Raw genomic sequence first — 15,805 nt, 5'->3', positions numbered from 1 at the left:
TGTTGGCTGACTAAAATAAAGCCGGAGGAACCGGCTGTCTAACGGACACAGCGGCACTTATTCGGCGAATTATACGCGATATGAAAATCTAACGAACACCAGCGCAGCTATTTACTTGTTTCGACCCTGATTTCGCCTCGAAATCGGCAAATAAGGGCTCCCGTGTCCGTTAGATTTGAAACGGGGCGATTTTCACGAGCTTAACGGCCGTGGTGTCCGTTAGGGTTAACCGGCAAGCATCGCTTCTCGCGACCCTCAAAACATATAAAAAAACGTAGGCAATAAATGCCTACGTTTTCACATTTTAAACCTTATAAGCCCGCATCGCTTTGCGCAGCTCTCGCCATGTAGGCCTTTTACCATAGATGAGCACGCCTGTGCGGTAGATTTTAGCTGCCACCCAAGCCATTGCTCCGATCGAGACCAATTGGATGATGATTGACAGCCCTATTTCCCACAAAGCCGGCGAGCTCATCCCTATTCGCAGGAACATAATCAATGGTGAAAAAAACGGGACGAAGGACATCGTGACAACGAACCCCGCATTCGGATTATTTAATCCGAAGATCGCGATCATAAACGCCGCTACGACCAGCATCGTCACTGGCATAATCGCCTGCCCAACATCTTCCGTGCGGCTTACCAATGAGCCAACCGCCGCGAAGACAGTAGCGTAAATGAAGAAGCCTAAGAGATAGAAAATCAAGAAGAATACAATAAGCGAAACCTGCAAGTTTTCCCACTTCAGATTAAACTGTGAGACGAGCTGACTGCTGCTGGATACGCATAAATTTGCAACGCCTACAGCAATGGAGAGGGCTATCTGCGTTAAGGCCAGCAAGCAAATACCAATGATTTTACCGAACATCTGCTTAAGTGGTGAAACACTCGTGATGAGCAGTTCCATCACCCGCGAGCTCTTCTCGGCAGTTATTTCCATCGCTACCATATTGCCGAAGCCAATGACGCCCATATACAGCATGAATAACATGACATATACGAGTGCATAGGACATCACCATTTGCGACTCCGTCTTGCCTGCAGCCCCTTCATTGTTCATAAGAAGCTGCACAGTCTCTAAAGAGACGGGGGCTTGCATGTTCGCTTTTTGCTCGGGGGCAATTCCTGCGCCTTGCAGGACCACATCTGTTTTAACCAGCTGTAGAGCGGTCTGAAGCTTGTTTTTGAGCGAAAACTCCATCGTTCCTTCGGATTTATAAACCGTTTTGGGGAATCCGGCTACGGTTGTATCTGTAAATTCGAGATAACCTTTTATCGCTTTATCCGCAATCTGCTTCTTAGCGAGCGCCTCATTCGCTGCGGCACTTCCTGCGTCTTGTAGAGGCACGATTACGATATCCGGTTTCTGCTGAGTATTGTAAAAAGCGGCCAGTTTCCCTGCAACCTGCTCTTGTTTTCCCGGGAATACGCCGATTTTCGTCGCTTCATGTGAAAATAGCTTTTCCATGATTGTTGGTAGATGTATGAGAACGGATAAGAGTACAATTAGAATTAGACTCATCACGCGAAAGGATTTAGAGCGGAAACGAGATAAGTAGGTAAATTTTATAACAGTCCAGGTTCTATTCATGCGCGTTTCCCACCTTTTGAATAAAAATTTCATTCAGTGTAGGCTCCATGATTTGAAACCGTTGTATACTAGACTGCTCTATCGCATGCTGCAAAATCCTCTGGGGATCGGCCGTGGAATCTATCCGAATCTGATAGCCGTTCTGCTGCCTTTCCACAAATGTAACACCTTGGAGCTGCTCCAAGCCCTCAACCGGTCGCTCGGTTTGCAAGGCGATTTTCTCTTTTGGAAATGCTGATTTAATCTCCTTCAAGCTCCCCTGCAGTATCGTATTCGAACGATGCAATATGCAAATATGTTCACAGAGCTCCTCCACATGTTCCATGCGATGGCTCGAGAATAGGATCGTTTTTCCCTCGTCGCGCAGGCTTTTCACTGTCTTCTTCAACAACTCCACATTCACGGGATCCAGTCCGCTAAAAGCCTCATCCAGGATCAAAATATCCGGATTATGTATGACGGCAGCAATAAATTGGATCTTCTGCTGATTCCCTTTGGATAGTTCTTCAACCCTCTTATTGTAGTACTCTGGGACGTCGAACCGATCGAGCCAAGCTTTCAGCTCTGCCTCCCCTTGCTTACGGGATAGGCCTCGCAGCTCCGCTAAATAAAGGATTTGTTCGCTCACCTTAATTTTAGGATATAGGCCGCGCTCTTCTGGCAAGTAGCCCATAAGCCTTTTCAACTCTTCACGATAGCCCTTCCCTTTCCACAAAATATGTCCTTGATCGGGATAGATGAGGCCGAGAACCATTCGCATCGTTGTCGTTTTCCCTGCACCATTAGCGCCTAGCAGTCCATAAATTTCTCCTTCCTGCACACGAAGATGGATAGCGTTCACAGCAGTTTTCTCACCGTACTGCTTCGAAACGTTTTCTACCGTAAGCGGGTATGTCATGGATTGAACCTGCCTTTCCGTGGTAAATTGTTTTCATTCTACTATGTACCAGTTTACATGAGATTGGAAAATAAAAGAAATCCAACAAGAATCCTCGCAATAAAAAAAAGCTGAACACCGTGAATGCTTCACAGGTTCAACTTTTTGATTATAGTCCAAAAATCGCATCAATAACCGGCTTCGTTGTTCCGCCGGGATACATCAAGTAGAGCAAAACATAAACCAATACACCCGTTGGTGCTGTTAAAAGCCATACAATTGCCGCAATGCGGCCAATTTTCTTATGCTTGAGAAATTTGTTTTTGTAGGCAAACCAAAGTGTTATTAGCCCAAGAACACCGCCTACCGTAGCTAAGGCAATATGGAAAAACAAGAATAAGTGATACGGCAGCTTCAAGCTCTCAGGTCCACCGAATGATGTGTTCCCCTCAAACAATGTGCGCGACATATATATAATAAAGAACGCTAGTGCGAAAATGGCACCAAGAACCATCAGTTTTTGATGGGTTTCCCGGTTCCCTTTCACAATATGATACCAGCCGAAACCGACAAAAATGGCACTGATCACGATAAACATCGTAGAAATCGTTGGTAAAATGTGCATCTCCCTAAATCCTTTCCCCTAAGCGCGATTCCAATTACCGCCCTGATTATTCAGACCCTCTTGAGACTCTATAAGATCCATATCGTCCTCTTCCTTCCGCTCTCTGCGGTACCACCGGAAGAAAATATAGGCAAGTGTTGCTCCATAGACAACTTCCTGAACAATCTTCATTAGAACGCCACCCAATTGCTGATCATCCAGAGGCGATAAATGGGCGAAGGGTACGGTTACATTCGCGTACATGTCATAAATAATCGTATCCGCGAAAATAATGAGCGCACAGGCTGGTGTCAGCAGAATACCATTACCAAAGATGTAAGCCATCTTCTTCAAATCATTTAAGCGATTCATCTCAGGCAGTGGACAAAAAACAGGGAACCACATCATGAAAGCGGTGAATAACAGCACCGTGTGGTAACCGAATAGCGATAGATCATGTATCATTAAGTAATCCATAACCAAAGGCATATGGTATATGGAGAAGAGCATGTTAAATAGGAATAGTGCAATCAATGGACGTGTGAAAAATGAAAAAATTCCACGAATAATCGTTATTTTCATCAGCGAACGCATCATCCACGCTGGTGTTCCCAGCCATATGCAGATCGGAACAATTAAGTACAAAATAGTTTGCTGCAGCATATGCATACTGAACAAGAAGTGATGCCCAATATAATTAATCGGACTTCCTTGGCCAATATAGAAAAGAGCCAATCCAATATAGAAAGAAATCTGCTGCGAAGCCGAAACTGTTTCATTCTCAGCGGAATTCCCTTTCCCCTTAGCGACAAAGTGACGATACATATATCCGACAACGACGATCACCAACAGTAATACCGGATTCCACAACTCGAAAAATCCACCAATTTGGCTCATAGCTGATCTCTTTCTCCTTTCAACTTCATGCTAGACCTTCATGCTAAAAAAAGAGGAGGCACTTTGCCTAGACAAAGTTGCCTCTTCCAGTGGTTTACCACCACATCCAGTATACGGCTGTAATAACACCTGTAAGAGCTACAAAAGCTCCTCCCGCAAGAAAAATTAACGGGAATAAGTGTCCTCTCTCTTTGGCGTGCATCCAGAAGAATAACTGGATAATCGCTTGCACAAGCGCCAAAGTGACGATGAAGATCAGAATAAACGAACGATCCAGGTCTCCGTAGAGTACGACTGCAAATGCAAGCATTGTCAGCAAGATCGATATAATGTAAGACAAGTAGTGGTTCAAAGGAGATTCATGTTTTACCCGTTTGCTAGGTGCGTGTGTATCATGAGAATTGCTGCTCATCTTAGTGACCCACCTTCCCCATCAGATAAACGACTGTGAAGATAAATACCCAGACTAAGTCAATAAAGTGCCAGTACAACGCTGCTACGTAGAACTTAGGAGCTGTAACAACGGTAAGACCTTTCTTAAGTCCTTGTAAAATCAACAGTGTAATCCAGCAAATACCGAATGCAACGTGCGCTCCGTGGAAACCAACCAGCGTATAGAACGAAGTTGAGAAGGCACTTGTTGTAAATTTATGACCCTCGTGAACATATTCAACGAACTCATAAATCTCAAGACCCAAGAACGAAAGACCAAACAATACCGTAATCAGAAGCCAGAATAACAATTGGCCTAACTTCTGTTTGTGCATCGCGATGATCGCGAACACGCTTGTTAAACTACTTGTTAAGAGAATAAACGTGGACCAGCCCACTGTTTTGAGCTTGAAAATTTCGTCGGCAGTTGGACCGTCTGGAACAGAGTTCCGAAGTGCAATGTAAGTTGCGAATAAGCAACCAAACAATACGACCTCGGCACCAAGGAATAACCAGAATCCAAGAACCTTATTTTTCCCTTCGAGGGTAGCCGTTTCCGGATTAGCAGGCAGTGCGCCCGTGTGATGAGTACTCATGCCTTTACCCCCTTGTCATCTTCAAGTTCTTCCGGTTCAATATGCCAACCATGATCGTCGTATACGGAGCGGCAGAACATTGCAATTAATGTAACAACCATACCCGCGCCTGCTACATAGTAGTTTCTGTACATAAAACCAAAACCAGCAATGAACAAACCAACGGACATAACTAGCGGCAATATGGATGCTGACGGCATGTGGATCGAACCAACCGGTTCAGCCGGAGTCATTTGTTTATTACCTGCCATTTTTTCTTTCCAAAGTGCATCATAGCCGCGAACAAGCGGAGTTTGTTTAAAGTTATATTCAGGTGCTGGTGAAGGAATCGACCATTCCAACGTACGACCATCCCATGGATCAGATAGAGCCGTAACTGGTTTCCTGGATGTTGCAATGATGTTGATAATGAACACGATTGTACCGATACCCATGAAGAAGGCACCAATTGTTGAAACCAAGTTACCTACTTCAAGATCATACCCTGGTTGGTACGTAAATACACGACGCGGCATCCCCATTAGACCCAAGAAATGCTGCGGGAAGAATGTTAAATGGAAACCGATGAAGAACAACCAGAAATGTAATTTACCCAGTCCTTCGTTCAACATACGGCCAAACATTTTCGGCCACCAGTAGTACAGACCCGCGAACAAACCAAGGATTAGACCACCAACGATAACATAGTGAAAGTGAGCTACTACGAAATACGTATCGTGGTATTGGAAGTCTGCTGCAGGAATCGCAAGCATAACCCCTGTTGTTCCACCCATAACGAACGTCGGGATGAAAGCTGTTGCAAAAATATTAGCTGTAGTGAAGCGAATTTGCCCGCCCCAAAGGGTGAACAACCAGTTAAAGATTTTAACACCTGTAGGAACTGCAATGGCCATCGTTGCGATCGAGAAGATCGAGTTAGCAACTGGACCCAAGCCTGATGTAAACATATGGTGAACCCAAACCATGAAGCCCAAGAAACCGATTAATACAGTTGCGAAGACCATGGAGCTGTATCCGAAAAGACGCTTTTTGGAGAACGTCGATACGATCTCAGAAATAATACCAAACGCAGGAAGAATCAAGATGTAAACTTCGGGGTGCCCGAAAATCCAGAACAGATGCTCCCACAATACGTTGTTACCGCCTCTGGCAGCATCGAAGAATGCTCCGCCAAAGACACGGTCAAACATTAGTTCAACTAGCGCTACCGTAATGGCTGGGAACGCAAGAACGATCAAACCTGAAGTGATGAAAGCTGCCCATGTAAACATTGGCATACGCATATACGTAAGACCAGGTGCACGCATGTTGATAATGGTAACAAGGAAGTTAATCCCCCCGATAAGTGTACCAATACCGGCAATTTGCAAACCTAGAACATAGAAATCTGTACCTTGAATGTTACCTTCAAGTGTCTGCCCCCAGCTGTTGTCGGTAATCGAGGACAATGGAGCATACCCCGTCCAACCGGCATCCGGTGCGCCACCCAAGAACCAACTTGTGTTCATCAATACGCCGCCGGCGAAGAACAACCAGAAACCGAGTGAGTTCACGAATGGGAACGCAACGTCCCTTGCACCAATTTGAAGAGGAACGATGGCATTCATGAATGCGAAGATGATCGGCATCGCTGCAAAGAAAATCATCGTTGTTCCGTGCATCGTTGTTAATTGGTTAAATGAATCACCGATGAAAATATGTTGATCGGGATAAGCGAGCTGAATCCGAATCAGAATGGCTTCAAGTCCTCCTACGAGGAAGAAAAGCCCGCCCGCAAGTAAGTACAGGATACCGATTTTCTTATGATCGACTGTTGTAAGCCAATCCATTAGACCGGTATGTTTTTTTACTGGATGAGAGTGAGCCAACGTATTAACCTCCTTTACCTGAGAAGTTTATTTCAAAGTCTGTAAGTACTGAACGATATCGTTAATTTGGGCGTCATCAAGCTTACCGCCTGCTGCTTTACCGAACGCCGGCATTTTGTTTCCTGGTTTCTGATCTTGCGGATTATGTATCCACAGCGCCATTTTCTCAGGAGTATGTTCCAGAATACCAGCAAGTGTATCGCGATCAGCGAAACCTTTGAGGTTCGGAGCAACACCAGGACCATTGGCTGTAACTGCGTGACAAGACATGCAATTTTCTTTGAAAAGCTCTTCACCCTTCTGTGCTGTTGCCGGCACAGTTACAGGCGCTTTCATTTTCGCTACCCATGCATCGAAATCCGTTTGACTCTTCGACTCAACCGTGAAGTTCATCAAAGCGTGAGAAGCTCCGCAAAGCTCTGTACATCTACCTTGGAAAGTAGCGATTTCATCCGCTTGAAGGTAAAGCGTATTCGTGATTCCAGGGTTCGTATCTACTTTACCGCCTAGGGATGGTACCCAGAATGCGTGAGAAACGTCCGCGGAAACAAGTTCAAAAGCAATAATTTTATCCTTAGGCACAACAAGCTGTTGAGCTGTCGCGATGCCTAAATCTGGATATTCAAACTGCCACCAGAACTGATGCGCAGTGACTTTGACGTGAACGGCGGCTTTGTCCTTATTGTAGTTCGTTGAATGCTTGAAAGTGTAAGATACTGTTGGCACCGCAAGTACTAACAGTAAGAGAATCGGAACAACGGTCCAGATAATCTCAAGCACGTGGCTTCCTTCCACTTGTTTCGGAATGCTGTTGTCGCCTTTGCGCTTTCTAAAGCGAATTAAAACATACACATAAATCGCAAATACGACAATTACGACAAAAACCATGATAAAGAGACTTAATTTCATCAAAAACAATTGCTCTGATGCAACAGGACCTTTTGGCTGTAAAGCAGACAGAGTTGGGTCTCCACACCCGGTTAGCAAGAACGTCATTACCGCTAAAAGGGGTAGCAGACGCCATAACTTTTTCAATCGACTCATTGTATCAACCCCACTTTTAAAACATTATTTTTACCACGATGGCCATGCCCATGTCAATTCACTTTATTAACTATAAATTCGTGAAAAGTTTTTGTCAATCGCTGGAGGAGAGTTCACAAATTGTTCTTAAACCGCTCTGTAGCGATATATTTTCCCTTCATGGTTATTTCCATACACCCACCTCTTTATGCACAAAAGCGTATATTTGTGAACACGAATAAAAGGAGAGAAACATCCCATCCTATAGACATTACACTCTAGATTGGGAGGTCATTATTGATGTTCAGTAAGTTAGGTTTTCCGATTTCTGGATTGCTATTCCTCATGCTGACTTTATCAGGCTGCGCGGAGGGCGGACGGGAATATGGCAAGAGTCCCGACCATACCAATTTCGGTGCTCCCGTCGATAAATCGACAGAATCCGAAAGAGCCTACCAAACCCAACAGCTCTCTGGTCCAGTTTCACACAATAATACTAGTCTGGCCTACAATCAGTTTCTATCAAATCAACTCAATGCTATGAATGGTGTTAATACGGCCATCGTCATGACGACGGACAAAAACGCCTATGTGGCCCTCATGATTGACAGCAGTGCTACAGGTACCAAAGGAACAACGAAGGAGACGAACAACCAGGGAACGAACAAAGGTTTTTACAATGATAGTGCTCCTCACGATGACTATTTGCCTTCCAATGATTTGAACAATGGATATAACAGTTATGAAACAGCCGTTCATCATGACCTGTTATCTCATCGTTTTAAACAAGCTATGGCGGAGAAAATCCGTTTGCTCCAACCCAATGTGATGGATGTCTATATTTCAGCAAATCGGGATTTCCTCAACAAAATGAACAGCTATGCCCAGGAGAGTTGGAAAGGGAATTCGCTTATGCCGCTTCTGACCGACTTCAACAAGACGGTGGAGCATGTTTTTGGGACTGCACAAGTGTTGCCCCATAGATAAAAACATTTTCTTCTATATAAAGTAGATATTTAATGCTTGTAGGCCGGCCCCTGTTTCCATTTGTCTGGCATTCCTGTACAATGGGGGAATCGTCTTAACAAGGAGAGACTTTGGACTACAACCAAAGATCCCTATCAATAGTAGGAAAAAGGGAGCTGGCCAATTACCATGTCAAGTGGATTTGCCTCATTAGGAATTAGAGAAAGACTCGTTGGAGTCTTACAAGCATCAGGCGTTATCGAACCGACCCCCATTCAAAGGGAAGCTATACCTGTTTTATTAAAAGGCACGGATGTTATCGCACAAGCTCAAACAGGCACAGGTAAAACCCTTGCCTTTGTTCTTCCAATATTAGAAACGATCGATGTGGAGAGTGCAGATGTTCAAGCGCTGATTCTGACACCTACACGCGAATTGGCCATTCAAATTACGAATGAGCTAAAAGGCCTTGTCCCTGTGACTGGAGCCAAGGTACTTGCAGCCTATGGCGGGCAAGATGTAGAAAAGCAGCTTAGAAAGCTTCAAGGGAACATACATATAGTAGTAGGAACACCGGGAAGACTGCTTGATCACCTTCGCCGCGGTTCTATCAATTTCTATAAATTGAAAATACTCGTATTGGATGAGGCCGACCAAATGCTGCATATGGGTTTCCTTCATGAAGTGAAGGACATCATTGCACAAACGTCTCCTTATCGCCAGACCCTTCTTTTCTCGGCCACCATGCCTGAACAAGTGATGAACCTGTCCAAAGCTTATATGAAGGACGCCAAAGAAATTAAAATTCAAAGCAAACAAGTAACGTTGACCGAAATTGAGCAGGTTCTCGTTCCGACGACTGACCGTCAGAAGCAGGATGCTTTGATTGCCGCTATTAAACAATATAAACCTTACCTCGCGATGATTTTCTGCCGGACGAAGGCAAGAGCCATTGCATTAAATGAAGCTTTACAGGAACTCGGACTTATGTCCGACGAACTACACGGAGATCTGTCACAAGCCAAACGTGAGCAAGTTATGAAACGATTCCGGGAGGGTCGTATCGAGTTATTGGTCGCTACGGATATTGCTGCCCGCGGATTAGATGTCGAAGGTGTCACGCATGTCTTCAATTATGACGTGCCGCAAGACGCCGAAAGCTACATCCACCGCATCGGCCGTACAGGTCGTGCCGGAGATACGGGTGTTGCCGTGACCTTCGCTACCCAACGGGATATGCCGACAATCGAATTGATCGAAAAAGGCATCAAAATGTCCTTAAGAGGGGCATCTGAGCCTCAAGTGCGCCGCGTTCGTTCCAGCTCCGAAGATTCCTTCGAGCAAGAAGGCCGAGGATCAGGCCGTCGTGGCGGCGGAGCTTCTCGCAGCGGCCGTAGCGGCCGGACATCCGAGCCGCGCGCTCAGATAAGCCGCGGAAGATCCGGCGCGCGTGAAGAGAGATCCGGCATGCAATACGGCACGGGACGTTCTGCATCCAGAGGCGGCGATAAATTTGGTGCGCGCAGCGATGCGCCAAGAGGACAACGCCCTGCGAAGGTTAATTCGGAGCGCAACCCGAACACATGGGGGCGCGCAGAGAGAAAAGAGCCGGTAGATGCAGGACCGGGACGCGGAGACAACATGAGCGCTGCAAAAGCGCGAGTCACCCGTTCTTGGGGACGCGGCGAATCCGACGAACGCGCACCACGCCCTGCAGGCCGTGGTGATGGCATAGACCGCAAACGTTCTGCTCCTCACGGCGATAAATCCTACTCGCCGTACAACAAGTACGCCGGCACTGGCCGTGACGATGCTGCAAGCACATCACGTGCGATCCGCAGCGGCGGCAAAGGCCGTGGCGACAGCGGCGAGCGCGGTGCAGGCCGCGGAGACAGCTTCGGAGCACGCGGCGGCGCAGCTGCACGCAGTGACCGTCCTGGCGCAACACGCGGCTACCAGGGTGGCGGCGAACGCAGCGGTCCATCGCGTGGACGCGGGGACGGCGCTGGCTCTCGCGCTGGAGCGCCTCGCGGCGGCGACAGAAGCGGTTCACCTCGCGGCAGCGCGCCACGTGGTGGCGGACGCGGCGGGAAACGCTAGTCAGAAAAGCGTTTCCATTGCTAGACCTTTACCGAATAACCCGAACCATGTAAAATATAAGTACGGCTGACAATGATCCTACTCAGACAAAAATCGTTTCATACCGTTGCACACACGTAGGATTTACCCCCCACTTTTCACAAATAAGGAGGTATGTTCCATGTACGCATTAAAGGACAAGGAAATGATTTTTGTATTCACCGGTCCACACGGAGCCGGTCGTAAGACGGTTGCTGAAATGTCAGGTTCTACACTGGGCATGAAGCAGGTTATCTCTTACACCACCAGACCTCCGAGGGCAACCGAGGAAGATGGTCAAGATTATCACTTTATCTCCCCTGCTCAATTTGTACAGGCGCAGGCAAACGGTGAATTCATTGAGGTTAGTACCGTCAATGATCATTTATATGGGATCAAAAGTGCCGATATTGAACAAATGTTCGAACACAGCGGAAGCATTTATTTAATCTTGAACCGCTTCGGCGCGGAAACGCTCAAAAAGCATTACGGTGATCACGTCATTCTGGTTTTCATCTACGCGCAGCGCGATATTCTCGAAGAGCGGATGAGAGAAAGCGGAGATTCCGAGGAGATCATCCAGAAGTATCTCTCTTATTACGAAGATGAGCTGGCTTTCCGCGATCAATGCGATCACGTTTTCGAGAACGTGGACTTAGCCCATACCGTGTTTGATCTCACCAAAACGCTCGATAAATACCTTAACCGCAACCTCGTTGATTTAGATTAATTTGAATTGCCTATAAACAGGCCTGGACGTACCTACGTCCGGGTCTTTTCATGTAACATCCGACTGGAAGGAGTGTCATTAATGAAAATTATTTCCATAGAACCTACACCAAGCCCAAATTCCATGAAACTTAACATGGACGAAGCGCTGCCGGCCGGTGTGCGCAAAACCTACACAAAGAATAACAGCACGGAAGCCCCGGACAACGTTCAGCAATTGCTCGCTGTTCAGGGTGTGATCAGCATATTCCACGCAGCGGATTTCATTGCGCTGGATCGTACCTCCAAGGGGGACTGGCAGTTCATTTTAGCCAAAGCCCGTGAGATTTTCGGTGAAGCCGAAGGCTCTACCAGCAGCAATGACTTGCCGCTGGAACAAACTCAAGCTGAAGCAGCCTTCGGAGAGGCGCAAGTCCTCGTGCAGATGTTCCGCGGCATCCCGCTCCAGGTGCGGGTGCGCGCCGGCAATGAAGAAGCGCGTGTGGCTATGCCCGAGCGCTTCACGCAAGCCGCGGTCCGCGCAGGTACGGCATCGCCGAACCTGATCAAGGAGCGCAAGCTTGAGGAGCTCGGCGTGCGCTACGGCGAGCTGAAGGACATCGCGGGCGAAGTCGTCCAGGAACTGGACGCTTCTTACGACGACGCCCGCGTCGAAGCTTTGGTCTCCAGCGCGATGCTGGAGACCGACGTCTCTCCTTCTTCGGAACCCTCCGAAGAAGATCAGACTGGCGCAACGCTGGAACAGCTGCGCCACAGTGATTGGAAGCTGCGCTACGCCGCGCTTCAAAAGATCCAGCCGTCGCTGGAGACGCTGCCGCTTCTCGTCCATGCCCTGCAGGACGAGAACACGTCGATTCGACGACTGGCAACGGTTTACCTCGGGGATATCAAGGAACCCGAGGTACTGCCCTTCCTGTATCGTGCCCTTGAGGACGATACCCCATCTGTTCGTCGAACGGCTGGCGATACGCTGTCCGACCTCGGCGACCCCGCCGCCATGCCGGCTATGGCGAAGGCGCTCAAGGACCGCAATAAGCTGGTCCGTTGGCGCGCGGCGCGCTTTTTGTACGAGGTTGGCGACAACTCCGTGCTGAAGGATCTGCAGGAAGCGGCGGACGACCCCGAGTTCGAAGTGCGCATGCAAGTGAAAATCGCGCTGGAACGCATCGAAGGCGGGCATGCAGCTGAAGGCTCGGTCTGGCAGCAAATGACGCGCAGGAACGAACAGTAACATAAAAGGCTAGTGAAGAAGCGGTTACCCGCTCCTCACTAGCCTTTTATTTTTCAAACTGCTTAAAATACATAATCCGATCCATAATCTCCGGATGCGAGCCACGAAACCAATGAACCAGCCTCGGCTGTGTGACAGGGCTCAAGTTCTCTTTGGCAATTTGCTGAAAAGCGCGAATGGCGGCGCTGCCGTCTCCTGTCAGTTGCATCGCATATACATCTGCTCGATGCTCAATCACTCGGGAGAAGGCATTTTGAGCGGGCGCGGAGACAAAGCTCATGAACGTAACAAGCAACAGCAGAATAGGCAGCGCCGCTAGATCATTTTCTCCCCGAATTCCCCATCTATGGGCCCAGTGTTTAAGGAAGAAACGATAAGCGTGAAAAGCGAGCCATAACCCCACCAAGCTAAGCGCGATGCCGTAAGCAAGGCCGATATAGATATGCTTTTCTACATAGTGTCCCATTTCATGCGCCATTACGGTTAAAATCTCATCGGGCTGCAATTTTTTCAGCGTCGTATCCCACAGTACAATTCTGGCGTTGCCGCCTATTCCATTGACATAAGCATTAATCGCATTTGTCCTCTCAGACATATTGACCTCGTAGACCTGCTTAGCCGGAATGTGCGATTCTGCCGCCAATTGAAGAATTTGTGCCTTAAGTTCTTGGTCCTGAAGCGGCTTGAAATCATTGTACAGAGGATCAAGCACAACGGGTTGAATGAACGTAACGAACACAATCAATGGAACAGACAAAAGCCAGAACCAGAACCACCACCGGTTGGGACTCCATTTTAGCACCAGTCTGAATAGCCAAACCATGACAATTGTTCCTACGGCATTTAACAGAAAATCCTTCGCATGGTCCCCTAGAAAGATCGCAAGCGTCTCTGTCGATATCCCGTAGGCAAGATCGATTTTGAACAAAAAATAATCCACCGGCAAGAACAGCACGTCCATCAGCAGAGTAAACAGAAGCACAAAAACGACCATTTGCAGGAAGGAAGCCTTGAACAGCTTTTCAGCAAAGCTTCGAATACGGACAGCCACACCTAAGAACAGCAGGATCAATCCGATTTGCAGCGGAGAACTCAGGAAATAAGCTAATGACCGAATGCGTGATAATGATTCCGCTTTGTCTATTTCCTGTGCCGTCATGAACGTGTGCGGGTCCGCGCTGGTGCCAACCAGATCTTGAGGTATGGGAAATAAATCTCCTTGTAGTAAATACACAATCATGACGATCGCATACACGCCAAAAGCTGCGCCAAGCCCTATGTACAGACGCTTCATTTCATCCCTCCACCGCCAAGGTCATATAAGTTAATTAACAGCCAATCCGGTGTAAAATCTCTCGACAACAGCCATACTTGTGTAAACCTTCCACTTGGCGGAACGAGCTTATGCTTGAAACTGAGCACATCGGACATCCCGAACAGCAGAGATACGTTGCGTATGAGCAGCATACAAGGATAGTCATGGGAATAATCCTGTAACTTCTGTTCTTTACTTGCAATCCGATCATTAATGACCTTAATAAAATTATCCAGTACTTCCGCCCCAGGTTTCGTGAGTTCGGATCGTGACATCATACGTCTGGCTTCCTCCATATCATAGAACAAATGAGTCACTTCGAGTCCTATTTGCTCGTTATTGGCATCCTCCAGCAGCGCGTCCGGCTTCTCCTGTTGGCGAACCATTCTCAGCGCAATCGGGTTATTTACGTTATATAGTTCAAGAAAAATATCGATAGCGGCTTGCTCTAGCGCCTTTTTCTCCTCTTCATGCTTATTCATATACTTCCCTCTTATCTAAGAAACGGGTATTTTTCACCATTTTACCCTATTGTATGAGCTATTGCCTCATATGGTCATCCCTAGTCCTTTTTTCATGCCATAAAATATTCTCAAGATGCTGTCCGCTTTCCTAGACTATGCCGCTTGACCATTCTTATATGTCTTACTGACTTCATCTTGCATTTCCAGATTCTTCATGATGTAATGAAAAGATCGTGCTAGAACGGAAGTGATTTCATATAAAAAAGTTGACATGCTGTCTAATCGTTATATGGTCAGTAATGTGCCTAGCGTTGCCCAAGCCTACTGCGCCTGCATTTGTACAAGCTCTCCGACCAGTCGCTCCAAGTCCGGCTGCTAGTGAGCTTAGTGAGCCGCTTCTTCTGGCTGCATCTGCATCTGGATCAGGATCTTCACCTGCGCCTGTGCCTGTACCGCTGCCGTCTGCTGATGCCACTCCACCTGCAGAGCACCATTATCAGGTGCCTAATGCCCCTGCTTTATCACAACTGCCGGAGCTGCCCAATGGGTGCGAAGCCGTGGCGGCCACCATGCTGCTGAATTGGGCCGGGCTTCCAGTCACCAAAGAGGAAGTGGCTGACGTGCTCCCTAGAGGCGAGATGCCTGCTGAGAATGCCGATGGGGCTTTTGTAGGCGGCAATCCAGAAGACGTATTTGTCGGCAACCCCTATAAGGCGGGATATGGCATTTACCATAAACCGATGTATGCCACTATGAACCAGCTATTGCCTGGGCGCTTCAGAGATATCACAGGCGCTTCTTTTGATACGTTGCTGGGCGTCATAGAAGCAGGCAAGCCCGCCATGATTTGGGCTACGGAGCATATGGATACCCCCTATCTGGATCTGGAATGGCAAGATGAAGAGGATCGGCTCGTGGAATGGTATCAACCGGAACATGCCTTACTATTAACAGGTTGGGACGAAGATTACGCCTATATGAACGACCCAATGACCGGACAGCAGGAAGCTTATGCACTAAGCGACTTCAAGCAAGTATGGGAGCTTATGGGCTCGCAGGCCATTACCTTGAACTAAACCACTTTCTCTATGACG

Annotated in this window: 15 protein-coding genes; 5 read left to right on the top strand and 10 right to left on the bottom strand. The window is 47.5% G+C overall.

The features are described 5' to 3' along the window. Positions 1-304: 304 nt before the first annotated feature. From ACUN27_RS03945 to coxB, 8 genes are all read right to left on the bottom strand, one after another. Complete coding sequence (locus tag ACUN27_RS03945; protein ID WP_445558405.1) at positions 305-1,591, bottom strand: ABC transporter permease; 1,287 nt, start codon at positions 1,589-1,591, stop codon at positions 305-307. Continuing rightward, positions 1,584-2,489: an ABC transporter ATP-binding protein gene (locus tag ACUN27_RS03940; protein WP_315953050.1), complete on the bottom strand. Its 906-nt coding sequence runs from the start codon at positions 2,487-2,489 to the stop codon at positions 1,584-1,586. Before ACUN27_RS03940 ends, ACUN27_RS03945 begins: the two co-directional genes overlap by 8 nt. 148 nt (positions 2,490-2,637) lie before the next feature. Continuing rightward, entirely contained in the window at positions 2,638-3,093 is a 456-nt protein-coding gene (locus ACUN27_RS03935; RefSeq protein ID WP_315953049.1) for a DUF420 domain-containing protein, read from the bottom strand. An 18-nt stretch (positions 3,094-3,111) separates the two neighbouring features. Next, positions 3,112-3,969, bottom strand: a complete 858-nt coding sequence (locus ACUN27_RS03930; protein ID WP_315953048.1) for a cytochrome c oxidase assembly protein — start codon at positions 3,967-3,969, stop codon at positions 3,112-3,114. 94 nt (positions 3,970-4,063) lie between these two features. Continuing rightward, positions 4,064-4,381: a cytochrome C oxidase subunit IV family protein gene (locus ACUN27_RS03925; protein WP_127453745.1), complete on the bottom strand. Its 318-nt coding sequence runs from the start codon at positions 4,379-4,381 to the stop codon at positions 4,064-4,066. 1 nt (position 4,382) lies between these two features. Beyond that, entirely contained in the window at positions 4,383-4,997 is a 615-nt protein-coding gene (locus ACUN27_RS03920) for a cytochrome (ubi)quinol oxidase subunit III (RefSeq protein ID WP_127453747.1), read from the bottom strand. Next, positions 4,994-6,826, bottom strand: coding sequence for a cytochrome c oxidase subunit I (gene ctaD, locus ACUN27_RS03915; protein WP_181646644.1), 1,833 nt, complete (start codon positions 6,824-6,826; stop codon positions 4,994-4,996). The genes ACUN27_RS03920 and ctaD overlap by 4 nt, the downstream gene beginning before the upstream one ends. A 66-nt stretch (positions 6,827-6,892) precedes the next feature. Further along, positions 6,893-7,909 carry a cytochrome c oxidase subunit II gene (coxB, locus tag ACUN27_RS03910; RefSeq protein WP_315953047.1) on the bottom strand — a complete coding sequence of 339 codons (1,017 nt, stop codon included), beginning with the start codon at positions 7,907-7,909 and terminating at the stop codon, positions 6,893-6,895. Positions 7,910-8,188: 279 nt separating this feature from the next. On the opposite strand from coxB, the gene ACUN27_RS03905 reads away from it, so the two are divergent. From ACUN27_RS03905 to ACUN27_RS03890, 4 genes are all read left to right on the top strand, one after another. Then, positions 8,189-8,875, top strand: a complete 687-nt coding sequence (locus ACUN27_RS03905; RefSeq protein WP_315953046.1) for a hypothetical protein — start codon at positions 8,189-8,191, stop codon at positions 8,873-8,875. Between the two features lie 168 nt (positions 8,876-9,043). Further along, positions 9,044-10,954, top strand: a complete 1,911-nt coding sequence (locus ACUN27_RS03900; RefSeq protein WP_445558404.1) for a DEAD/DEAH box helicase — start codon at positions 9,044-9,046, stop codon at positions 10,952-10,954. Positions 10,955-11,114: 160 nt separating this feature from the next. Further along, the gene (locus tag ACUN27_RS03895; protein WP_127453756.1) at positions 11,115-11,702 is read left to right on the top strand and encodes a guanylate kinase; all 588 of its coding nucleotides are present in this window, start codon (positions 11,115-11,117) and stop codon (positions 11,700-11,702) included. An 81-nt stretch (positions 11,703-11,783) separates the two neighbouring features. Next, a complete protein-coding gene (locus ACUN27_RS03890; RefSeq protein WP_445558403.1) occupies positions 11,784-12,932 on the top strand; it encodes a conserved virulence factor C family protein in 1,149 nt (382 codons plus the stop codon). A gap of 46 nt (positions 12,933-12,978) precedes the next feature. Here the strand turns inward: ACUN27_RS03890 and ACUN27_RS03885 are convergent, their stop codons facing one another. After that, positions 12,979-14,226: a M48 family metallopeptidase gene (locus tag ACUN27_RS03885; protein ID WP_326061133.1), complete on the bottom strand. Its 1,248-nt coding sequence runs from the start codon at positions 14,224-14,226 to the stop codon at positions 12,979-12,981. Beyond that, a complete protein-coding gene (locus tag ACUN27_RS03880) occupies positions 14,223-14,729 on the bottom strand; it encodes a hypothetical protein (RefSeq protein ID WP_445558402.1) in 507 nt (168 codons plus the stop codon). Before ACUN27_RS03880 ends, ACUN27_RS03885 begins: the two co-directional genes overlap by 4 nt. 281 nt (positions 14,730-15,010) lie before the next feature. On the opposite strand from ACUN27_RS03880, the gene ACUN27_RS03875 reads away from it, so the two are divergent. After that, positions 15,011-15,787: a C39 family peptidase gene (locus tag ACUN27_RS03875; protein ID WP_445558401.1), complete on the top strand. Its 777-nt coding sequence runs from the start codon at positions 15,011-15,013 to the stop codon at positions 15,785-15,787. Positions 15,788-15,805: the final 18 nt, after the last annotated feature.

The sequence above is a fragment of the Paenibacillus sp. WC2504 genome (assembly GCF_052682475.1).
The sequence above is the reverse complement of the archived record's forward strand: the minus strand, read 5'-3'. Positions and strand labels throughout refer to the sequence as shown.